Source organism: Ochrobactrum sp. BTU1 (assembly GCA_018798825.1).
Classification (GTDB): Bacteria; Pseudomonadota; Alphaproteobacteria; order Rhizobiales; family Rhizobiaceae; genus Brucella.
This window is the reverse complement of sequence record CP076355.1, coordinates 258,067-273,924: the sequence shown is the minus strand read 5'-3', so window position 1 is coordinate 273,924 and position 15,858 is coordinate 258,067. Positions and strand designations below refer to the sequence as shown.

Here is a 15,858-nt window from a genome sequence, read left to right as displayed (position 1 = left end):
CGGGCTTTTTTATACCCGCTTTGCAGGCAGTCTCATGCTCGTATAGGTGAAAACCAGCGAGAGGATGTAGATGCCGGCAAAGACGAAGTTAAGCCCGGCAATCCAGTCGTTGTTGTCGCCGTGATAAAGCAGCAGCAGCCAGACGAACAAAGCCTTGGCCGCAGTCATCAGCACCATGCTTATAGTGCGCAGGCCAGACTGACCGCGCGCATAAAGAATTTCTGTCTGATACTCGATGAGATTGCGGAACCCCGGCACGAGCAGGACCAGCGGCAGAAGACCGACAATCGGCGCCACACTTGCACCAAGTGCTGTCGGGAAGAACTGCAGGAAGATCACCATTGCGCCAAGACCTGCAATCGACACGGCAAAAACCGCAAGTTCCAGCCCGGCCCTGATGCGCAGCGACGCCAGCATATTCGGATTGCGCATGAGCTTTTGCACCAGCATCATATTAAACGAACGGATCGGCAGTGCCGTCAGGTCCACAAGGCGCATGATGATCGCATAGATACCCGCCGTGGTCGGCCCGCCAATGCTCAGAACCAGAAGCTTGTCGAGTTCGCTCTGGATATAGAACAACAATTCCGCCCCCATCACGGCGATGGAATCGGAAACGCGTCTTAAATAAAGGCGCGGCTCAAAACGCAGTTTCACTTTCGGATAAAAGCGCAACGCGACAAGCAATGCTACAGCATTGGCAGCCAGATACCACCATGCCCAATGGGCGACATCATGGTGAGCTGCCAGAAACATGAACAGCACGGCAGCAATGGCACGCGTGGTTGTACCAAAAATCACCAGAAGCGCTGAGATGCCGAAGCGGCGCAGACCATTATTGACGATGATGATCATTTCGGTTGAGCGCCACAACAGTGCTTCGGCAACCACCACCACAGCAAAGGGCAGGAATGAAATATCGCGGCTGAAGAAGATGAAATAGACGATCCAGGAACTAAGCGCGAAAAGCGGCAGCGACAACAGCACCGCCACCAGATAGCCCGCGGTATAGGTTCCCAGCAGCAAAGGCTTGACGGTCGAGATGCGATAAAGCGGCGAGCTGAACCCAAGCGAAACCAGACGCGAAAGCACCACACCTGTTCCAGATGCAGTGGCAAAAATACCGAAATCACCTGTCGGCAAGGTGTTTGCAAGTGCAATGAAATAAAGAAGCGAAACCACCAGCCGTCCGGCGGAACCCGAAAACAGCGAGAAATAATCCCGCACCATGCCGCCTCTGCTACCCAATAATTTCTGGACTGCTTTCGCGATCACCCAAGGGCCTCGTCTTTATATTACCTGTTGCTTGTTTACTCGAACATGCCGACCGTAAATCGATACTTAGCGAAAAAGACTTAATTAAAAAGCACTAACGCGAATATCGCGATGCAAATTAACCATTTGTTCTCCATAAAAAACCTATAGTCCGATGCGAGTAAGCGGTATTTCGGGGTACGGACATCTTTGACGATGAGCGGTGACGACAAGCGCAACAAAGGAAGAGAAGAAAAGCCTCTTCTGGCATTTTCAGACGCGCCCGAGACGAGCCGCGAAGAATCTGACGCGTCCAAAAACGAATCTCAGACCATTGCGCCGCCATGGACACCCCCTGCAACGCCTGAAGAACGGGCAGAGCTTTTCCGCTCCCAGCAGGCAAATAAAGCAGCAGAAGAGAAAGAAGTTTCCGAGCTTCGCAGTCGCATGGCCGCGATCAAGGCCGAGCTTGAGCGCAAGATTGCCGAGCGTGAAGCGCGTGAAAAGGCACCGAATGATGCGCTGCCACAGCCTTCCGAACCAGTACAGGAAGCAGCCGCTCTGCCTGCCCGACGTGATGCACCGGACAATGAATGGAAACCGCTGATCGATCCGCGTGTTGCGATCGAAGTGGTGAAGGGTTCTCGTCGCTTGCTACTGGCCACGACCTTGCTCGGCGGCATAGTGGCTACGCTTTATGCGCTGACCATTCCGCAGATGTTTGTGGCCTCCACCGATATTCTCGTCGATCCGCGTAATGTGCGGTCTGTTGGCACCGAGCTCACCCCGGGACAATTACCGACCGACGCCTCTTTGGCCATCGCTGAAAGTCAGGCACGCCTGCTCGATTCGAGCAGCGTGCTTCTCAAAGTTATTGATAAAGCAGATCTCACCAAAGACCCCGAGTTTAACGGTAGTTTTGTGCCTACGGGTGTCGCCGGTTTCTTCGCGCAGCTGAAAACCATGTTCCGGCCGAAAACGGCCAGTGACGGTCAGGCGCTTGAAACCCGCGTTCTCTACAATCTCTATGATAGTCTGACCATCGGTCGAGATGCCAAGACCTTCATCTATTCGATTTCGGTCAAGACGCGAAATGCTGAGAAATCGGCTGATATCGCCAATCTTATTGGTTCCGTTTTCCAAACAGAGCTTGATTCGCTTCAGTCAGATGTGGCGCGCCGCAATGCAGACGAACTTTCAAAGCGTCTCGCCGATATGCGGGGCAATGTCGAGAATGCGGAGAAGGCAGCTGCAGATTATCGCGCCTCACGCGATCTGGTTGATGTCGATGGCAAGCTTATCAGTGACAATGATCTGTCGCGCCTCAACGACCAGCTGACCAATCAGCGCGCGGAAACCATGCGGCTTCAGGCGCGGGTACAGGTGCTTAGCGATGCCAATACCGGCAGCGTTATCTCCGGCACCCTGCCGGAAGATTTGCGTTCCAACACGCTGACAGCCTTGCGCGCGCAGTATGCGCTGGCGAGCCAGAACGCCAATGGTGCGTCCACCCAGCTTGGGCCCCGCCATCCGCAATTCATTCAGCTTCAATCGCAGAAGCAGACTGTTCTCAATGATATTGATGCGGAACTGCGCCGCATTCGCGCTTCACTGCAGGTCGAAGTTGCGCGTTCCGTGCAGCAAGAGAAAGACCTGAGCGCCCGTCTTGCGCAGCTCAAGTCACAGCAGGCCAACAGCAACAATGATCGCGTGAAGCTGCGCGAGCTGGAGCGCGAAGCAACGACCTTGCGTTCAGTCTATGAAGCATTCCTCCTTCGCTCGCGTGAAACGAGTGAACAGGAAGGCATCACGACCACCAATGTTCGTGTGATTTCGGAAGCACGTCCGCCGCTTGATCCGGCCGGATCAACGCGCAAGCTGATTGTAATTGCAGGGCTGATTGCGGGCTTTATTCTGGGTCTGGCAATAACAGCCGTCCGCAACTTCGGACGGCTGGTGCGTATCAGTTAAGATCGCGACATCTTGCGTCCGCTGGCACGCAGAATTCCCTGCGCGCCATCGAGATGACCGACCTTTAGCTCCAGCGCCAGAAACCGACGCTTTTCAAACGGGCCGGGCATGGCAAGTTCGCCGGTCTTCTCGGCAGTAAAGCCGAAACGGCTGTAATATTCCGGATCACCGACCAGCAGAATAGCGCCATGACCAAGGCGCTTTGCCTCGGCAATTGCGTACTGCATCAAGGCCGAACCGATACCGCGACCGGCAGTCGATGGGTCGACTGCAAGCGGGCCGAGCAACAGAGCTGAAACAGGAAAGCCGAACGCATCCAGACCGGCATGGACGTTCCACAACCGAACAGTTCCCGCCAGCATTCCATGGTCATCAATCGCCGAAAAAGCCAGACCTTCCGCGGGCAGACGACCACGGCGCAGTTTTTCCGACGATTTCCTACGACGGCCTTCGCCCATCGCGCGATCAAGCAGAGCTTCGCGCGCAATGATGTGTTCCACTGCTTCGCCCGCGATGGTGAAAGCAGGCACAAAAAGCGGCGAAAGACCGGCTACGGTATTTTCCTGAATTTCCAGATTTGCGTTCATGACATCGCACCCTAAAAATGGGCAGCCGCACATCCTGCCCAGCACTTTTCAGCACTGGGCAGATTGAGAGGATCGGTCGGAAAGAACCCGACCGGTTAGATGACGTAGGATCGGAGCGGTTCGAAGCCGTTGAACGCCACCGCCGAATAGGTGGTGGTGTAGGCGCCTGTGCCTTCGATGAGAACTTCATCACCGATGGTCAGCGAAACCGGCAGCGGATACGGTGTCTTTTCATAAAGAACATCCGCACTGTCGCAGGTTGGGCCAGCCAGCACGCAAGGTTCGGTTTCGCCACCATCATGTGGAGTCACGATCTGGTAGCGGATCGCCTCGTCCATGGTTTCGGCCAGACCGCCGAATTTGCCGATGTCGAGATAGACCCAACGAACATTGTCGTTGTCCGACTTGCGCGAAACCAGAACCACTTCGGTCTTGATCACGCCTGCATTGCCAACCATGCCGCGGCCCGGTTCAATAATGGTTTCCGGAATGCGGTTGCCGAAATGCTTCGACAGTGCATCGAAGATCGCCATGCCGTAAGCCTGTGCGGTCGGTACGTCCTTGAGGTACCGGGTTGGGAAACCGCCGCCCATGTTGACCATGCGAAGGACGATGCCTTCATCAGCCAGCGTGCGGAATACCGATGCAGCATCGCTAAGAGCGCGATCCCATGCGGTGAGGTCCGTCTGCTGCGAGCCGACGTGGAACGACACACCGTAGGAGTCGAGGCCGAGCGACTTTGCATGACGCAGCACGTCGATAGCCATGGCAGGCACGCAACCGAACTTGCGCGACAGGGGCCATTCAGCGCCTTCACCATCCGTCAGAACGCGGCAGAACACACGGCTGCCGGGAGCTGCGCGCGCAACCTTTTCGACTTCTTCAACGCAATCAACGGCAAAGAGGCGGATGCCCAGCTCGAAAGCGCGCGCAACATCGCGCTCCTTCTTGATGGTGTTGCCATAAGAGATGCGGTTTGGCGTTGCGCCGGCTTCCAGTGCCATTTCGATTTCGGCAACGGATGCCGTATCGAAGCACGAGCCAAGTGATGCAAGAAGACGCAGGACTTCAGGTGCAGGATTTGCCTTCACAGCATAGAAAATGCGCGAGTAAGGCAATGCCTTTTCAAAATTCTGATAGTTTTCGCGCACGACGTCAGTGTCCACGACGAGGCAAGGGCCATCTGGGCGGCGGGTGTTGAGGAAGTCAATAATACGCTGAGTTGCCATGGTCGTTCTCCCGCGCGGCTTGATTGGCCGCATCTAGAGCGCAACCCTTTTCGGAATTGCGCAGAAAAAACACTTAGGGAATCAGACCGGGTCCCCCATGGACCCGAAAATTCTCTAAGAGACAAAGTAAGCATAAGCGCATCCGCGGTGAGGCCAGCCTTTGGAGGTGCTGAGGTCACGCGAAAACTCATGCGGCGATGGAACAACGCTAAACCCGCGTTACTCCGCTTTGTCTGCCTTGGATTGGAATTGGAGAACCGCATCCGCACTTCTGGCAATGAAGGTGTGCCTCTTCAGTAATTCCGGCTTTTGGACAGCCGAAAGACACTAGAAAGGCCCGCACCGTCGTTGCTTCAAGATGTCCTTGATCTGGCGGTTGGCCTACAGATCAACTGGAGCGGTTAGGTCCAGGTACCGTACCGAATTCCTCACCATTCGAGGATCGGCGGACACCCACAGGCACGTGCGACTTTGGGCAAGGGCGATATAATCCCAAACATGTGTTCATTCAATGACAAATAAGGGCCGAGCGAAAATAATTTTTAGGGGTCTCAACGCATTCACTGTGCTTGCCATTGTTCAATATTAGTGAAACAATCTACCGTATAAATTTCTCTTTTCTTAACCATAAATGCTGATTTCGACAGCAAGTCGTGAACAATGACCAGCCTCGATTCCTTCAACGCCCTCATTACAAAAGCTGAAATCGCACCTGCACCTTCGGTCAATGGCGCTCTTCAGGGCGCAACTTTGGCAGTCAAAGACATTTATGATGTCGCAGGAATGAAAACAGGCTGTGGCAATCCTCAGATTTTGGCCGAATCAGTTGCAGCCGAAAAATCGGCGCCCGTCGTCGAGAAGCTGCTCGCAGCGGGTGCAACAGTGATCGGCAAAACGCAGACCGATGAACTGGCCTTCTCTTTGGTGGGGCAAAATTCGCATTTCCCCTACCCGATCAATCCCGCAGCGCCCGACCGAGTTACCGGTGGGTCTTCATCCGGGTCTGCGGCGTCGGTCGCCGGAAAAATCGCAGATATAGCGCTCGGCTCCGATACAGGCGGCTCAATCCGCGCACCTGCCAGCTTCTGCGGGCTGATCGGCCTGCGTATCACACATGGGCGCATTCCGCTTGAAGGCATCATGCCGCTTGCGCCTTCGCTCGACACAATCGGCTGGTTTGCCCGCGACATCGCACTTTATGAAAAAGTCGGGCAAGTTCTGCTCGGCGATGATGAGCAAAACTTCAGCTTCTCGCAGCTTCTTTATATGCCGCTGCTTGAGCATCTGCTGCTCGATCATCCTGAAACAGACAGCTATCGCGCCATGTTTGCGAAAGTGCGCCCGCATTTTGCAAGTCTTAAGGCTGCCAGCCAGTCAACCTTGTCAATCGACGAACTCTACCTCACCTTCCGCCAGATACAGGGCTGGGAAGCATGGAACACGCATGGCGCGTGGATTTCATCCGGTGATCGCAAGCTTGGCGCCGGCGTTGCGGACCGTTTTGCTTACGGCTCGGAAATCTCCAACGAAGCAGTAACCCGGCATCGCATCCGTCGTGCGCGTTTCACACAGGAATTGGAAACAATCATCGGTGACAACGCGGTTCTGGCGCTGCCAACCGTACCGGGTGCAGCACCTTTCGCAAATGAACCATTCGAGAGCCTGCAAGCCTATCGTGAACAGGCTCTGCGGCTGCTTTGCCTTTCCGTGCTATCCGGCCTGCCACAGATTACTGTTCCATTGGGACAGGTTCATGGCGCGCCATTTGGCATCTCATTCATTGGCCCACGCGGCAGCGACCGGGCGCTTATTGCGCTTGGCCGAAACATTCTCGAAAAGCAGGACTAAACCATGGACACCCTCACACGTATGCGCGCATTCATCGACGTGGTCGAAGCGGAAGGTTTTTCGGCTGCGGCGCGAAAGATCGGACGCTCCAAGGCGCTGCTTTCCAAATATGTGCGTGAGCTTGAAGACGAGCTTGGCGCCCGTCTTTTGAACCGCACCACGCGCCAGTTTTCGCTGACAGAAGCCGGGCACACCTATTACCACCGCGCTGTAGAGATCATCCGCGAGATCGACGCGCTTCAGGATGCCGTCAGCGAAACAAGTTCAGACGCGCGCGGACGCATCAAGCTTTCAGCGCCGCGTACCTTTGCCGATGCGGTGATCGGGCAGTCGCTGATCGATTTCTGCCTTGCCCATCCGGAAATCGTGCTCGACGTGCGGCTGGATGATCGTTTCGTTGATATGGTGGAAGAAGGCTTCGACCTTGCAATCCGCATCACGCGTTTGCAGGATTCCTCCCTCATTGCCAAAAGGCTGTCACCGTTCCATTCCGTTTTGTGCGGTGCGCCAGAGCTGATTGCGCGCGTTGGCAAGCCCGAACGCCCGGAAGATCTGCACGATAAGCCCTGCATCATCGACACCAATGCCCGCTCACGCAACAACTGGCATTTCCGCAATACCGACGGCTCGATGATGACGGTGACGGTCAATGGCCCAATCGAAGTCAACAGTCCGGTTGCGACCAAGACCGCCGCAATTGCCGGACTTGGGTTTTGCTCGCTTCCAGCCTTTATTGCGGAAGAAGAGATCGAGCGCGGCAGGCTCATTCCCTGCCTCGATGAATTCATCGTAAGGGATGGCGGCATCTATGCAGTCTATCCGCATCGTCGCTATTTGCCAGCCAAAATCCGCGCTCTCGTCGACTTTCTGACCCAGTGGTTCAAGGAACGCGAAATGCAGGGCGACACAAAACTGTAAAAGATCGCGGTATAAAAGGCGACGCTTGCGTCACTTGTCCTACTTTTGCCGCCTTCACCCTTATGCCTTGCAGATGAATTGACGGAACCCGTATATGCATGATTTGCGCTCATGGCTGAAAAGCCCCCTTGGCCTTGCCGTAACACTGGCGACAGTGTTTGCGCCTCTGGCCGCGAGCGCGCACCCGCATGTCTTTGCCGATGCAAGGCTGGAACTGACAATTGCACAGGACGGCACGGTTGAACAGCTCGCCCATATCTGGCGTTTTGATGATGTGTTTTCATCAACGGTTCTGATGGAGTTTGATAAGAATGGCGATTTGCAGCTCGACAAAAACGAGCTGATCGACCTTGGCCATGTCATCAACAGCTCCATCGCCGAGTTCAAATATTTTCAGACCGTGCTTGCCGATGGCAAGGACGTTAAAATGGCGCGTCCGAAAGATCTGGCAGCTGACTTCTCCGATAATCATCTGATGATCGTCTTCACCAGCAAGCCTGAAAAGCCGCTAAAGCTTGAACCCGGACACAAGGTCAGTTTCGGCGTTTACGATCCGACCTTTTATACGGCGATCGATTATGTGAGTGATAATGAACTGGTCGTCAAAGGTCTGCCTGCAGGCTGCAAGTCTGAGGTCATTCGCCCTAATCCCGATGAAGCGCTTGCACAAAATCAGGGAACCCTGACCGAAGCCTTTTTCAATGATCCGGCAGGCACAGACATGTCGAAGATTTTCGCCACGCGCCTTGAGATAGACTGCGAGAAAAAAGGATAATCAGCCTTATGAAGAAAACGGTCCGTTTCATTCTCACAGTCAGCCTTGTTATGATCGCCGCCCAGGCTTGGGCGCAATCATCTCTGGGCATCGGTGCCAATGAAGTCGCCATGAAACCGACCGGACCTTTTGCGCATATCATTCTGTGGATGAATGAACAGCAGCGCAACTTCTATCTCGCCATGACAACCGCGCTCAAAGCCATGCGGGAAGACCCATGGCAGGCATCCGTGCTTATCGGCCTTTCTTTTGTATACGGTATTTTCCATGCCGCTGGCCCCGGCCATGGCAAGGCGGTCATTTCGTCTTACATGATCGCCAATGAAACGGCATTGAGACGCGGTATTTTCCTGTCTTTCATCTCGTCTCTGCTGCAGGCGATCATGGCGTTGTTTGTCGTGGGACTGGCCTGGCTTGTGCTGCGTGGCACCGGCATTTCGATGAACCAGACGGCGCGCTATATGGAGATTGCCAGTTTCGCGCTGGTGCTGTTCTTTGGCCTGTGGTTGCTTGCGCGCAAATTGCCGCTTCTGTTCAAGAAGCGTGACAGTGCCGAGCCTTCCCCGACAAGCGCGCTTTTTGCAGCAGCGCCTCAAACGGCAATGGCCAGCGGTCCAGCCTGGCAGGGCAGCGTTTCACAAAGCACGCGTGCGCTTGGCACCACCAACACGGTCAAGCTCAACTACAAGCCTGCCAATGCCGCGGCCGATCACGTCTTCATCGGTGAGGGTGATATCTGTGCCGATTGCGGCAACGCCCATATTGCCGATCCATCGACGCTCGGCGACGATTTCAACTGGAAGACGGCATGGTCTGCGATTTTCTCTGTCGGCCTGCGCCCATGTTCCGGCGCGCTGATCGTGCTCACCTTCGCGCTTCTCAATGGTCTGTTGGTTGGTGGATTGCTTTCGGTGTTCGCGATGGCCTTTGGCACATTTCTGACCGTCGCATTTCTCGCAACCCTGGCCGTAACCGCCAAGAACACGGCATTGCGCTTTGCAGGCAGCAGCGCCGTGTCCGGTCGCCTGAAGGCGGCGATTGAAGCAGGCGCGGCACTGTTTATTGCGCTGACCGGCGCTCTGCTGCTTAGTGCTGCACTCGTAGGTTAGTCCTTATTCTGGCGGCGCGAACGCAGCCAGAATATGCCAAAGAAGCTGAGTACGAAGAGTATCCCGAAAATAACCGCTGCGATGTGCGAGCGTTCGCCAAGCGCGATCATGATCGTTGGCAAATAATAGGCAAGCACGCCAAAACCAACCAGGATAATGGCTGCGGCAATTGCCGGATTGCTCTTCTTCGGTTCAGCCGCCAATGCGAAAATCCTCTAATTTTCTGATCTGCTGACCGTCACTATCAAAGTTTGTCGGCGCAAGCCATGCCTGATAAGCTTGTTTCAGCGCTGGCCATTCGCTGTCGATGATCGAAAACCATGCGGTGTCGCGGTTGTTGCCCTTTGTCACCATATGTTGGCGGAAAGTGCCTTCAAACTGGAAGCCGAAACGCTCCGCCGCGCGTTTGGACGGCGCGTTGTTATCATTGCACTTCCACTCATAGCGGCGATAGCCAAGCTCATCGAAAATATACTGCATGAACAGGAACTGCGCTTCGGTGGCAGCCGGTTTACGCGAGATGAGCGGTCCCCAATAGATGTTCCCGATCTCGATGGCACCATGAACCGGATCGATACGCATCAAGGCCTGACGACCGGCGACCTTGCCGCTGGCCTTGTCGATGACCGCAAAGAATAGAGGATCTTCGCTGCCCGACACCTTTTCGAGCCACGGCTCAAACGCTTCGCGCGTTGCAGGCGGAACCTCGAACAGCCAGGTAAACCGTTGATCCGCATCTTCAACGGAAGATGCCGCAAACAACTCATCACCGTGCCGGGCGGCATCCAGTGGTTCGAGCCTGACATAGTGGCCCTCCAGCACTTTGCGTTCAGGCTTCGGGCGTGGTGTCCAATCTCGCAAATCAGTCATTTAATGCTCCCATCTAATAGAGACAGGAGCATAAAAGGTGGATTACGCAAACAGGAAAATTGTCACCCTCATTTCTCTCTCATTGCGGCGCGATCCACGGAGACCGCTTTGACGAGCGCCACGACCTGATCGCCCCCTGCAAGGCCCAGATCATCGACCGAACGCCGCGTCAGTCGCGCACCCAGACGCCGACCCTGAAAGTCGAGCGCAACATGGGCGTTGGGGCCTTCTCCCGCTTCAATCGCCACAATGGAAACCGGCAGCACATTGCGGATACTGATCGCATCAGGCGCCTTGCGCGCAATGGAGACATCGCGTGCGCGAACCCGAAGACGCACATGCATGTTCTGTTTAAGCCCGGCATCGCTGAGCTGGAATTTCGTCCCGCCAAGATCAATTTCGGCAAGCTTGTAGCGCTCATCATAAGCTGAAACCGAGCCTTCAAGCAGCACACCAGCGCCCTCGCCTTCCCCATCGATCAGCGGGAAAATCTCGGCAGCTTCGCCACTGGCTTTCACCTTGCCGCCCGATAGAAGAACGATTTCATCCGCAAGCCGCGCAACCTCGTCAATCTCGTGGCTGACATAGACGATCGGCACATGGCTTTCATCCCGAAGCCGCTCGATAAAGGGCAAAATCTCCTGCCTGCGTGCATGGTCCAGAGAGGACAGAGGCTCATCCAGCAACAAAAGTGCCGGATCAGACAAAAGCGCACGACCAATGGCCACACGCTGGCGTTCGCCGCCCGAAAGAGTTACCGGACGACGATCCAAGAGATGATCGATGCCAAGCAGCGCCACAACCTCTTCAAAGCTGCGGCTGTTCTGGCGTTTTCCGGCCCAGCGCGCATAAGTGAGGTTTCGCTTCACACTCATATGCGGAAACAGCCGCGCTTCCTGAAACACATAGCCGATACGGCGTTTTTCGGGTGGCAGATTGATCCCCTTTTCGGCATCGAAAAGCGTAAAATCACCGACGGCGATGCGCCCGCTTTCCGGACGCAGCGTTCCGGCAATCATCTTGAGAAGCGTTGTTTTGCCAGCGCCCGAATGGCCAAACAGAGCCGTAACACCCCAACGGGCGGCAAAATCTGCTTCAACCGCGAATTTGCCATTGCGGCCAGCGACGGAAACTTCAAGACCGCTCATTTCGCTTCTCCTGCAAGCCTGCGCTGCAACCATTCAGACAACACCACGGCAGCAATGGAAATGGCTGCAGAAATCGCTATCAGACGGAAAGCTTCGGCGTCGCCTGTCGGCGTCTGCAAAAGCGCATAGATCGCCAGCGAAAGGGTCTGCGTTTCGCCCGGAATGTTGGAAACAAACGTGATGGTCGCGCCGAACTCGCCGAGCGCCTTGGCAAAACCAAGCACCGCACCCGCGAGAATGCCCGGCAGCAAGGGCGGCAAAATCACCGTGAAAAAAGCAATAAACCTGTTGGCGCCCAACGTGCGCGCCGCTTCCTCAAGCCCACGATCAAGCCCTTCAATCGAAAGGCGAATAGGGCGAACAAGCAATGGAAACGCCATGACGCCAGCAGCAAGAGCTGCACCAGTCCAGCGGAAGGAAAAGGAAAGGCCAAGCCATTCCTGCAACGGCGCCCCAAGCGCACCACGCGATCCAAACAGGATCAGCAGAAGATAACCCGTCACCACCGGCGGCAGAACCAGCGGCATGGTGACAATAGCCTGTACCAGAGACTTGCCCGGAAAATTAAACCGGGCAAGAATCCACGCAACAAGAAAGGCAATTGGCAGAGCGACAACAATAGCGATCCCGGCAACCCGGAGCGACAGAGCAACAATCTGCCAGACATTGCCTTCCATCATTACTGAGCGGCCTCTGCAGCGCCTACAAAGCCCTTGTCCTTGATGATCGCCTGACCGGCATCACTTTCAAGGAACGCAAGGAATGCCTTGGCAGCATCATTTTCGTTCTTTGCAATCAGTGCTGCAGGATAAAGGATTGGAGCATGGCTCGAAGCCGGGAAGCGATAGGCTTCAACGAGTTCAGGCGCAGCCGCACGATCCGATGCATAGACGATTGCGGCCTTCACTTCGGCGCGGCTCACATATTGCAGCGCAACGCGCACGTTTTCGGTGAAAACGGCGTTCTTTTCGATGTCTTTCCAGATATCGAGCTTTTCAAGCGCTGCCTTGCCATATTTGCCGGCAGGCACGTTCGACGGATCACCCATTGCAAAACGACCGGCGCTGAGCAGTTCCTTGGCTTCCCCCTTCGGCGTTTCCTTCTGCGTTGCAATCACCAGCGCGTTGCCCGCAATCACCTTACGCGATGCCTTGTCGATCAGGTCGGCTTTCTCGACATAATCCATCCAGTCGAGATCGGCAGAAATGAAAATCTGTGCCGGAGCACCCTGCTCGATCTGCTTTGCCAGAACCGAAGAAGAAGCAAAGGAAGCCACAACTTCCGTGCCGTCCTTGGCCTTGATCTGCTTGGCGGCTTCCTCGATCACATCCTTCATGCTGGCTGCAGCAAAGACCGTGACCTTTTCGGCAGCTTGAGCAATCGATGCAGCACCGGCTGCAACCGTAATAAGGAACGCAGCGATAAGCTTTTTCATTGTCGACCTCCATAGAGCCCGTATTTCGGGCAAACATCATCACACGCCGGAAAAAGTCCGCCGCCGTTTGTTCGAGCATCAAGACCTGTCGAGATGCTCAACTTGCGATGATGGGTATGATGGAGGCAAACGCGACCCGGATGCCGTCAGACCCTTTTCACACGGGCGTCCATGCAAAAGCCGCCCAGAATTTCCGTAACGAATTCATATCGTTCCGAAAATATGGCCACCTTAAAGGGGAGTAGTAGCTTTGGCTAGTGCTGATAAGAATGATGTGGCAAAAGAACCGCATCATCAAAGCGCATCCCGAAAAGTGTGAAGCGGTTTTCGGACTAAGATGCGCGTTCAAAAAAAGTTAACGTCCGATGTGCTTGTGGCTTGAGCCACGAAGCTTGGCAAGCTTGACCTGCTTTTCGCGCTCGGCAAAACGTGCGCGATCTTCCGGCGTACGTTCGTCATAACAACCAGCGCAGGAAATGCCTTCCTCGAAGAACTGCGAGAGCTTGTCTTCTGCAGTGATTGGACGGCGGCAGGCGCGGCAAAGCTCGATATCGCTTTCCGTCAGACCATGACCGATTGCCACGCGTTCATCGAACACGAAGCATTCGCCGTTCCACATGCTTTCTTCTTTTGGCACGTCTTCGAGATATTTCAGAATACCGCCCTTCAGATGGAAAACATCATCAAAGCCGAGCCCCTTGACGAAGGCCGTTGCCTTCTCACAACGGATGCCACCCGTGCAGAACATGGCAATCTTCTTGCCTTCAAGCTTGTCGCGGTTCTGCTCCACCCATTCCGGAAATTCGCGGAATGTTTTGGTGTTCGGGTCAAGCGCGCCTTCAAAAGTACCAATGGCATATTCATAATCGTTGCGCGTATCGACAACGACCGTGTCTTCATCGGCAATCAGCGCGTTCCAATCCTTGGGCGCAATATATGTGCCAACGCTTTTCAGCGGATCAATGCCATCGACGCCCATGGTTACGATTTCACGCTTCAAACGCACCTTCATGCGATAGAACGGCATTTCGGTCGCATTGGAATATTTGAGTTCCGGATTGGCAAGCTCCGGGATCGACGTGATGTAAGCCACGAGTTTTTCGATCGCAGGCTGCGTGCCTGCCACCGTACCGTTGATGCCTTCCGCCGCGAGCAACAGCGTCCCCTTGATGCCGTTCGTGCAGCAAAGTTCGGCCAGCGGCTCGCGCAGGCTTTCATATTGCGGCAAACGCGCAAAGCAATAAAGGGCAGCAACAGTAAAAGGCAGATTACTCATCGTTCGATCTCTTCCAAATTTCCTTCGAACTAGTCCTCGAACGCGGCAAATTCAAGTTATTTATCCCCCTCCTCTCAAGACAAGCGAAAATCCGGCTTCGATAAACGCGGTTTGCAAGAGGAGAAACCTGTTGTTCGATACAGAAAGTTTTGCAGAAATCATCTCATGGGCAAGGCAAGCCGGAATTGATCCGGCAGCGCTTCTGGCTGAGGCTGAAGTGGAAAGTGGCGGTCGCGCGCTTTTCGACATTAATGGCAAAAAAGAACCAGCAATACGCTTTGAAGGCCATTATTTCGACCGCAGGCTTGCAGGCCGTGTCTATCCATAAGAAGGCGGCGCTTGAATCCACCTTATGGGGGCTTGGTCAGGTGATGGGTGCCCATTGGGAATGGCTGGGCTATAGCAGCATTGATGAACTGGTGGCGGAAGCGCGCAATTCTGTCGGTGGACAGGTCAGGCTGATGCTGAAATTCATCGACAAAGCCGGATTGAAAACAGCACTGGAGCAGAAACACTGGCGCAATTTCGCACGCCGCTACAACGGGCCAGCCTTCGCACGCAATCAATATGATAGCCGCATGGCCGCAGCCTTTGAACGCTGGAACCGCAGCCTCGGCCGTATATTGCAAGCGGTATAACGCTGCCGCGCCGCGCATCGGTTTTGATGTGCGCGGTAGACAAACAGGGCCATGCACTTTAAATCGATTTTTACACGCACACTCAAGCAGAAGAGCAAGCCCATGCCGCAGAAAACCGATCTTCTCGTTCCCGTCCTGCAAGGCCAACCAGTCATTCCCGTCTTGCTGATTGACAAGGTAGAACATGCGGTTCCGCTGGCACGCGCGCTGGCCAAAGGCGGATTGCCAGCAATCGAAATCACCCTGCGCACGGCTGCAGCACTCGACGCCATTCGCGCAGTCGCATCCGAAGTGCCCGAAGCAATCGTCGGTGCAGGCACCATTCTCAATGCAAAGCAATATGAGGAAGCAGCCAAGGCCGGTTCGCGCTTCATCGTAAGCCCAGGCGCGACGAAGTATATTCTCGCTGCAGCCGATGACAGTGATGTGCCTCTGCTGCCTGCGGCCATCACGCCGAGCGAAATGCTCGCCCTTCGCGAAGAAGGCTACACGCATCTCAAATTCTTCCCGGCAGAACAGGCAGGCGGCGCACCATTCCTGAAGGCCCTGTCCTCGCCACTGGCCGGTACAATCTTCTGCCCGACCGGCGGCATCAGCCTTGCCAATGCGAAGACCTATCTTTCGCTGCCAAATGTGGTCTGTGTCGGTGGCTCATGGGTTGCACCGAAGGAACTGCTGGAAGCGGGCGACTGGGACGGTATCACCAAGCTTGCCGCGGAAGCCGCAGCCTTGAAGGGCTAAACGTTAAACAGCCAAATAAAAAAGGGGCCGTAACGGCCCCTTTTTTCTTATCTTGGTCT

15 protein-coding genes and 1 pseudogene are annotated in these 15,858 nt (G+C 55.1%); 7 read left to right on the top strand and 9 right to left on the bottom strand.

The features are described from left to right. Positions 1 to 9 precede the first annotated feature (9 nt). On the bottom strand, positions 10 to 1,275 hold the full coding sequence (locus tag KMS41_12545) for a lipopolysaccharide biosynthesis protein (GenBank protein ID QWK79758.1): 1,266 nt from the start codon (positions 1,273 to 1,275) through the stop codon (positions 10 to 12). A gap of 195 nt (positions 1,276 to 1,470) precedes the next feature. Between KMS41_12545 and KMS41_12540 the strand changes: the two genes are divergently transcribed. Beyond that, on the top strand, positions 1,471 to 3,225 hold the full coding sequence (locus KMS41_12540; GenBank protein QWK79757.1) for a GumC family protein: 1,755 nt from the start codon (positions 1,471 to 1,473) through the stop codon (positions 3,223 to 3,225). Here KMS41_12540 and KMS41_12535 read toward each other — a convergent pair. Both KMS41_12535 and odc2 read right to left on the bottom strand, forming a co-directional pair. Continuing rightward, positions 3,222 to 3,812, bottom strand: coding sequence for an N-acetyltransferase (locus tag KMS41_12535; GenBank protein QWK79756.1), 591 nt, complete (start codon positions 3,810 to 3,812; stop codon positions 3,222 to 3,224). The two genes, KMS41_12540 and KMS41_12535, sit on opposite strands and share 4 nt — an antisense overlap. Positions 3,813 to 3,907: 95 nt before the next feature. Further along, positions 3,908 to 5,041 carry an ornithine/lysine decarboxylase gene (gene odc2 / locus KMS41_12530; protein ID QWK79755.1) on the bottom strand — a complete coding sequence of 378 codons (1,134 nt, stop codon included), beginning with the start codon at positions 5,039 to 5,041 and terminating at the stop codon, positions 3,908 to 3,910. 660 nt (positions 5,042 to 5,701) lie between these two features. Between odc2 and KMS41_12525 the strand changes: the two genes are divergently transcribed. The 4 genes from KMS41_12525 to KMS41_12510 all read left to right on the top strand — a co-directional run bounded on the left by KMS41_12525 (position 5,702) and on the right by KMS41_12510 (position 9,691). Continuing rightward, on the top strand, positions 5,702 to 6,889 hold the full coding sequence (locus KMS41_12525; protein ID QWK79754.1) for an amidase: 1,188 nt from the start codon (positions 5,702 to 5,704) through the stop codon (positions 6,887 to 6,889). 3 nt (positions 6,890 to 6,892) lie between these two features. Continuing rightward, on the top strand, positions 6,893 to 7,807 hold the full coding sequence (locus tag KMS41_12520) for a LysR family transcriptional regulator (protein ID QWK79753.1): 915 nt from the start codon (positions 6,893 to 6,895) through the stop codon (positions 7,805 to 7,807). Between the two features lie 94 nt (positions 7,808 to 7,901). After that, on the top strand, positions 7,902 to 8,582 hold the full coding sequence (locus KMS41_12515) for a DUF1007 family protein (GenBank protein ID QWK79752.1): 681 nt from the start codon (positions 7,902 to 7,904) through the stop codon (positions 8,580 to 8,582). Positions 8,583 to 8,590: 8 nt separating this feature from the next. Further along, positions 8,591 to 9,691: a nickel/cobalt transporter gene (locus tag KMS41_12510; protein ID QWK79751.1), complete on the top strand. Its 1,101-nt coding sequence runs from the start codon at positions 8,591 to 8,593 to the stop codon at positions 9,689 to 9,691. Here KMS41_12510 and KMS41_12505 read toward each other — a convergent pair. From KMS41_12505 to KMS41_12480, 6 genes are all read right to left on the bottom strand, one after another. Next, positions 9,688 to 9,894: a hypothetical protein gene (locus tag KMS41_12505; protein ID QWK79750.1), complete on the bottom strand. Its 207-nt coding sequence runs from the start codon at positions 9,892 to 9,894 to the stop codon at positions 9,688 to 9,690. The two genes, KMS41_12510 and KMS41_12505, sit on opposite strands and share 4 nt — an antisense overlap. Next, positions 9,884 to 10,561, bottom strand: coding sequence for a GNAT family N-acetyltransferase (locus KMS41_12500; GenBank protein ID QWK79749.1), 678 nt, complete (start codon positions 10,559 to 10,561; stop codon positions 9,884 to 9,886). The genes KMS41_12505 and KMS41_12500 overlap by 11 nt, the downstream gene beginning before the upstream one ends. A gap of 68 nt (positions 10,562 to 10,629) precedes the next feature. Beyond that, the gene (gene modC / locus KMS41_12495; GenBank protein QWK79748.1) at positions 10,630 to 11,709 is read right to left on the bottom strand and encodes a molybdenum ABC transporter ATP-binding protein; all 1,080 of its coding nucleotides are present in this window, start codon (positions 11,707 to 11,709) and stop codon (positions 10,630 to 10,632) included. Continuing rightward, positions 11,706 to 12,389, bottom strand: a complete 684-nt coding sequence (modB, locus tag KMS41_12490) for a molybdate ABC transporter permease subunit (GenBank protein ID QWK79747.1) — start codon at positions 12,387 to 12,389, stop codon at positions 11,706 to 11,708. The genes modC and modB overlap by 4 nt, the downstream gene beginning before the upstream one ends. Continuing rightward, positions 12,389 to 13,144 (bottom strand): molybdate ABC transporter substrate-binding protein, encoded by a 756-nt coding sequence (gene modA / locus KMS41_12485; GenBank protein ID QWK79746.1) that lies wholly within the window; start codon positions 13,142 to 13,144, stop codon positions 12,389 to 12,391. Before modA ends, modB begins: the two co-directional genes overlap by 1 nt. 355 nt (positions 13,145 to 13,499) lie before the next feature. Then, positions 13,500 to 14,420 carry a rhodanese-related sulfurtransferase gene (locus KMS41_12480; GenBank protein QWK79745.1) on the bottom strand — a complete coding sequence of 307 codons (921 nt, stop codon included), beginning with the start codon at positions 14,418 to 14,420 and terminating at the stop codon, positions 13,500 to 13,502. 130 nt (positions 14,421 to 14,550) lie between these two features. Here KMS41_12480 and KMS41_12475 point away from each other — a divergent pair. Together KMS41_12475 and KMS41_12470 are read left to right on the top strand one after the other, a co-directional pair. Then, positions 14,551 to 15,058: pseudogene (locus KMS41_12475) on the top strand (N-acetylmuramidase family protein). A gap of 102 nt (positions 15,059 to 15,160) precedes the next feature. Beyond that, positions 15,161 to 15,799, top strand: coding sequence for a 2-dehydro-3-deoxy-phosphogluconate aldolase (locus KMS41_12470; GenBank protein QWK79744.1), 639 nt, complete (start codon positions 15,161 to 15,163; stop codon positions 15,797 to 15,799). Positions 15,800 to 15,858 lie beyond the last annotated feature (59 nt).

Coding starts and splice junctions, on each gene's coding strand:
- KMS41_12540 (QWK79757.1), top strand. CDS start 1,471: ATGAGCGGTGACGACAAGCGCAACAAAGGAAGAGAAGAAAAGCCTCTT.
- KMS41_12535 (QWK79756.1), bottom strand. CDS start 3,812: ATGAACGCAAATCTGGAAATTCAGGAAAATACCGTAGCCGGTCTTTCG.
- odc2 (QWK79755.1), bottom strand. CDS start 5,041: ATGGCAACTCAGCGTATTATTGACTTCCTCAACACCCGCCGCCCAGAT.
- KMS41_12525 (QWK79754.1), top strand. CDS start 5,702: ATGACCAGCCTCGATTCCTTCAACGCCCTCATTACAAAAGCTGAAATC.
- KMS41_12520 (QWK79753.1), top strand. CDS start 6,893: ATGGACACCCTCACACGTATGCGCGCATTCATCGACGTGGTCGAAGCG.
- KMS41_12515 (QWK79752.1), top strand. CDS start 7,902: ATGCATGATTTGCGCTCATGGCTGAAAAGCCCCCTTGGCCTTGCCGTA.
- KMS41_12510 (QWK79751.1), top strand. CDS start 8,591: ATGAAGAAAACGGTCCGTTTCATTCTCACAGTCAGCCTTGTTATGATC.
- KMS41_12500 (QWK79749.1), bottom strand. CDS start 10,561: ATGACTGATTTGCGAGATTGGACACCACGCCCGAAGCCTGAACGCAAA.
- modC (QWK79748.1), bottom strand. CDS start 11,709: ATGAGCGGTCTTGAAGTTTCCGTCGCTGGCCGCAATGGCAAATTCGCG.
- modB (QWK79747.1), bottom strand. CDS start 12,389: ATGATGGAAGGCAATGTCTGGCAGATTGTTGCTCTGTCGCTCCGGGTT.
- modA (QWK79746.1), bottom strand. CDS start 13,144: ATGAAAAAGCTTATCGCTGCGTTCCTTATTACGGTTGCAGCCGGTGCT.
- KMS41_12480 (QWK79745.1), bottom strand. CDS start 14,420: ATGAGTAATCTGCCTTTTACTGTTGCTGCCCTTTATTGCTTTGCGCGT.
- KMS41_12470 (QWK79744.1), top strand. CDS start 15,161: ATGCCGCAGAAAACCGATCTTCTCGTTCCCGTCCTGCAAGGCCAACCA.